A 4473-nucleotide genomic window follows, 5' to 3' on the forward strand; every position below is an offset into this window, starting at 1 on the left:
ATAAACGCATAGCTGAGCGATATTCAGGTTCGTAGTTAGCACTTTAGTGCTATAAAGCAATATTCAGGTTAATAGGTGTCAAGAAGTGCGAAATCCTTGTCCTGACTTCGTCCTAGGCTCAGGCGAGTTGTTTGCGATCGCGTGCCGGACATCATAATTAGGGCTATTTGTCGGGTGTGTTAGCGTAGCGTAACGCACCTTTACCCCCATCCGTGGTGTGTCTGCGTCAGTCCTGAACATGTAATCCCACTAGGGGAGTTTGCCACAGGTAAAAGTTACCGTGGGGAATATAGCTACGGGAGGATAAAATAGTGCGATCGCGGTTAGGAATCTAATCGGTTTTATTATCCGGTTTTGGATTAATTGATTGCCTTGCGCTGGGGGAGTTGTTTCCTTATCGGTAAGAAAGGGCGGGTTTTGTTCGACAGTTATCGGTGAATAGCTGACAATTATCCCTAAACCCGCCCCGACAATTATCCCTAAACCCGCCCCGACAATTGTGCCTAAACCCGCCCCGACATCTAAACATTTCTCTTCCAGAATTTTCGCACCCCTGCACCCCCGCACCGGAATCCCTTGCCTTCTGCAAACAAGCGCTATAAAGAAATGTGAATTAGGATCGATCTAGTCAAGCTAGAATCAGGCAGCGACTTCACCGAATCTGGGTGGAGAGCCGCTGCTGCCAAGGAGATAAGCTATGGAAACAGAAAAAGTACCAAGTACCATTATCACGCTGACCGCCGGTATTGTTATCACCCTGGTCAGTTTGTGGGTTGGTCAAAACCACGGCTTGATGCCAGAACAGGCATCAGAACAAGCGCCGTTAGTCGATGACTTTTTTAACGTGATGATGACTATCGGCACCGCCCTATTTTTGGTCGTCGAAGGCGCTATTGTGATTGCCATGATTCGATTTCGGCGACGCGAGGGGGATGATACGGATGCTGAACCCATCATCGGTAATTTGCCCTTAGAAGCCTTTTGGACAGCCATTCCTGCCATTATCGTCATTGGACTCGGGATCTACAGCGTCGAAGTGTATCGAGACATGGGCGGTTTTGAACCCAACTTTGTTAAAGCTGATACCCCCGCTCAAATGGCGAGTATGCCCGGAAGTGCCATGGCAGCACCCTTAGTGGCTGATGCGGAGGGGATGGAGTCCGATGAAGCAGCAGCACCCAAGGGGGCTAAATACGGCTTTGGCGCGGCACCTAAACGGCAAGGACAAGGGGCTGACTTGGTGGTGAATGTCACCGGTTTACAGTTCGCTTGGATCTTTAACTATGCCGATAGTGGCGTTGTTGCTGGTGAATTACATGTTCCCGTTGGCAAAGACGTGCAACTGAACATCTCCGCCCAAGATGTGATTCACTCCTTCTGGGTGCCTCAGTTCCGCCTCAAACAAGATGCGATTCCTGGTCAAGAAACGGAACTGCGGTTTGTTGCCACAAAACCTGGAACCTATCCTATAGTTTGCGCTGAACTATGTGGGGGTTACCACGGCGCGATGCGAACCCAGCTTATTGTTCATACCCAAGAGGAGTATGACGCTTGGTTCGAGGAACATCAGATGGCACATCAGCAAAACCCGAATCAAACCGTGGCGGTGAATCCGGCTGATTTATCCGAGTCCGAGTTTTTGGAACCTTATGCAAATAAGCTGGGCGTTGATGAAAAAACGTTAACCCAGTTACACTCAATGCATGAATCCTAAATAGAAGCAGATCACATAAAATTTGTCCATCTGGACAGGTTGCTTTCGTTGTCACAAAAAATTCTGATGACCCAAACCGAAACTGCACCTCAATCTCAAGCCACTTCCCACAGTTCCCATCCCACGGCATGGAAGTGGTATGACTATTTCACGTTCAACGTTGACCATAAGGTCATTGGGATTCAATACCTAGTTACCTCGTTCGTGTTTTATTTGATCGGGGGATTAATGGCAGTCGCCATGCGAGCCGAACTGTATACCCCTGATTCAGATTTACTTGATCCCAATCTTTATAATGCTTTCTTGACCAATCACGGCACGATCATGATCTTTTTCTGGGTCGTTCCGGCTGCAATCGGTGGGTTTGGCAACTACCTGATCCCGTTGATGATTGGTGCCAGAGATATGGCATTCCCGAAACTGAATGCGATCGCGTTTTGGCTGGTTCCTCCAGCCGGTGCCTTGCTGTTAGGCAGTTTCTTTTTCGGCGGTGCTCAATCGGGTTGGACATCCTACCCCCCCTTGAGCCTGATTACTGCCAATACCGCTCAATCAATGTGGATTCTCAGCATTATCTTGGTGGGAACCTCCTCAATTTTGGGTTCGGTGAACTTTATCATCACCATCTTTAAAATGCGCGTCCCCAGTATGCGCTGGGATCAGATGCCGTTGTTTTGTTGGGCGATTTTAGCCACATCCCTATTAGCCCTGTTTTCCACACCAGTGCTAGCCGCAGGCTTAACCCTGCTGTTATTTGATATCAACTTTGGCACCAGCTTCTTCCGCCCCGATGCTGGGGGAAATGTGGTGGTGTACCAGCACCTGTTCTGGTTCTATTCCCACCCGGCGGTGTATCTGATGATTCTGCCGATTTTCGGGATTATGTCAGAAGTGATACCCGTCCACGCCCGTAAGCCAATCTTTGGCTATAAAGCGATCGCGTATTCATCCCTAGCCATCTGTATCGTCGGTCTATTCGTTTGGGTACACCACATGTTTACCAGTGGCACCCCCCCTTGGATGCGGATGTTCTTTACCATCTCCACGCTGATTGTGGCTGTGCCGACAGGGGTGAAAATCTTTAGCTGGGTGGCTACACTCTGGCAGGGGAAAATCCGCTACACCTCGGCAATGCTGTTTGCGATCGGTTTATTAGGCATGTTTGTCTTGGGCGGACTCAGTGGGGTTACCCTGGGAACCGCACCCTTTGACATTCATGTCCACGATACCTACTACATTGTGGCGCACTTCCACTATGTTCTCTTTGGCGGTTCCGTGTTTGGTCTTTATGCCGGCATGTATCACTGGTTCCCCAAAATTACGGGTCGCATGTACAACGAAACCTGGGGGCGAGTTCACTTTATTCTCACCTTTATTGGTGCGAATCTCACCTTTCTCCCCATGCATGAATTGGGTTTACAAGGAATGCCCCGACGGGTAGCCATGTATGACCCCCAATTCACGGCAATTAATCAGCTTTGTACCTTCGGTGCAATTCTATTGGGGTTCTCGGTGGTTCCCTTCGCGATTAATCTAATCTGGAGCTGGATGTATGGACCCAAGGTGGGTGATAATCCCTGGGATGCCTTGAGCCTGGAATGGACAACCAGTTCGCCACCTGCGATTGAAAATTGGGAAGTTCTGCCAGTTTTGAGCCATGGTCCTTATGCTTATGGCATGAATGGTCGCAATGGTAAAGGACTCAATCCCAGTGCGCCGACATCGGGTGAACCCGTTGTAGAAGCGAAGTAAATTTTGCAGGTTGTAGGGGCGGGTTTTACCGTTATCGTTTCCCGTTTACCCAGATGTAACTAAACCCGCCCCGACTTAATGTTCATCACTTGTTGTATATAGCGATAGGGAAAAAAATTATGCAAGGTTCAACCATTGACGAATATCAAGTCTCGCCTAATTCAGAACCCTCAGCTGAGGTAACTGTGGCTGCACATGAGGAACATCCCGATTATCGGGTTTTGGGGCTAATCGTCTTCCTCGCCTCGGAATCCTTGATGTTTGGCGGGATGTTTGCCTCGTACTTAATCTATAGAGGCGTATCCGCAACCTGGCCCCCCGAAGGCACTGAGGTGGAACTCTTAGTCCCAGCGATTAACACGATTATTCTGGTTTCGAGTAGTTTTGTCATCCATAACGGAGATGTGGCGATTAAAAAGAATAATGTCTCCGGGATGCGGTTGTGGTATATCATTACCGCGATTATGGGCGTCATTTTCTTAGGCGGTCAGGTGTATGAATATCTCACATTGGGGTATGGTCTGACTACTAATGTGTTTTCTAACTGCTTTTATTTAATGACCGGATTCCACGGCTTGCACGTCACTATCGGAGTTTTACTGATTCTCGGCGTCTTGTGGCGTTCCCGTCGTCCCGGACATTACGGTGAAACCAAGCATGTTGGCATTGAAATGGCAGAAATTTATTGGCATTTTGTCGATATTATCTGGATTATTCTGTTTACCCTGCTTTACATTTTGACGCTGTTTTAAAGCGAAGATGTAGAGACGTTGCATGCAACGTCTCTACCCCTCATGGGAATTAAGATTAAAAGTTAAAATGATTATTGTCGCGGATGCTTCAGTGCCAAGAGTTTGACAATTGATTCAATTAACGTTTTTGTGAAATAGGTTAGCGCTACGATAGCTAAAATGGTTACGCCACCATTAACCAGATCGGATTGTTGTTTTTAATTTTATCTGTATCTATTAACGTTGATTCACCCTCATCCCCTAACCCCTTCTCCC

Annotated in this window: 4 protein-coding genes; 3 read left to right on the forward strand and 1 reads right to left on the reverse strand. The window is 48.0% G+C overall.

Going from position 1 to position 4473, the window contains the following annotated elements:
- Window positions 1-249: 249 nt before the first annotated feature.
- Window positions 250-567: a hypothetical protein gene (locus ACLFWI_RS27365; protein WP_446415556.1), complete on the reverse strand. Its 318-nt coding sequence runs from the start codon at window positions 565-567 to the stop codon at window positions 250-252.
- A 130-nt stretch (window positions 568-697) separates the two neighbouring features.
- On the opposite strand from ACLFWI_RS27365, the gene ACLFWI_RS27370 reads away from it, so the two are divergent.
- From ACLFWI_RS27370 to ACLFWI_RS27380, 3 genes are all read left to right on the forward strand, one after another.
- Window positions 698-1714 carry a cytochrome c oxidase subunit II gene (locus ACLFWI_RS27370; RefSeq protein WP_446415557.1) on the forward strand — a complete coding sequence of 339 codons (1017 nt, stop codon included), beginning with the start codon at window positions 698-700 and terminating at the stop codon, window positions 1712-1714.
- 66 nt (window positions 1715-1780) lie between these two features.
- Window positions 1781-3466 carry a cytochrome c oxidase subunit I gene (gene ctaD / locus ACLFWI_RS27375; RefSeq protein ID WP_446415558.1) on the forward strand — a complete coding sequence of 562 codons (1686 nt, stop codon included), beginning with the start codon at window positions 1781-1783 and terminating at the stop codon, window positions 3464-3466.
- Window positions 3467-3585: 119 nt separating this feature from the next.
- A complete protein-coding gene (locus tag ACLFWI_RS27380; protein WP_446410837.1) occupies window positions 3586-4218 on the forward strand; it encodes a cytochrome c oxidase subunit 3 in 633 nt (210 codons plus the stop codon).
- Window positions 4219-4473 lie beyond the last annotated feature (255 nt).

The organism is Coleofasciculus sp., assembly GCF_046539235.1.
Lineage (GTDB): Bacteria > Cyanobacteriota > Cyanobacteriia > Cyanobacteriales > Coleofasciculaceae > Coleofasciculus.

Bases quoted from the DNA above. Each gene is read 5' to 3' on its own strand.
- ctaD (WP_446415558.1), top strand. From the start codon at position 1,781: ATGACCCAAACCGAAACTGCACCTCAATCTCAAGCCACTTCCCACAGT.
- ACLFWI_RS27380 (WP_446410837.1), top strand. From the start codon at position 3,586: ATGCAAGGTTCAACCATTGACGAATATCAAGTCTCGCCTAATTCAGAA.
- ACLFWI_RS27370 (WP_446415557.1), top strand. From the start codon at position 698: ATGGAAACAGAAAAAGTACCAAGTACCATTATCACGCTGACCGCCGGT.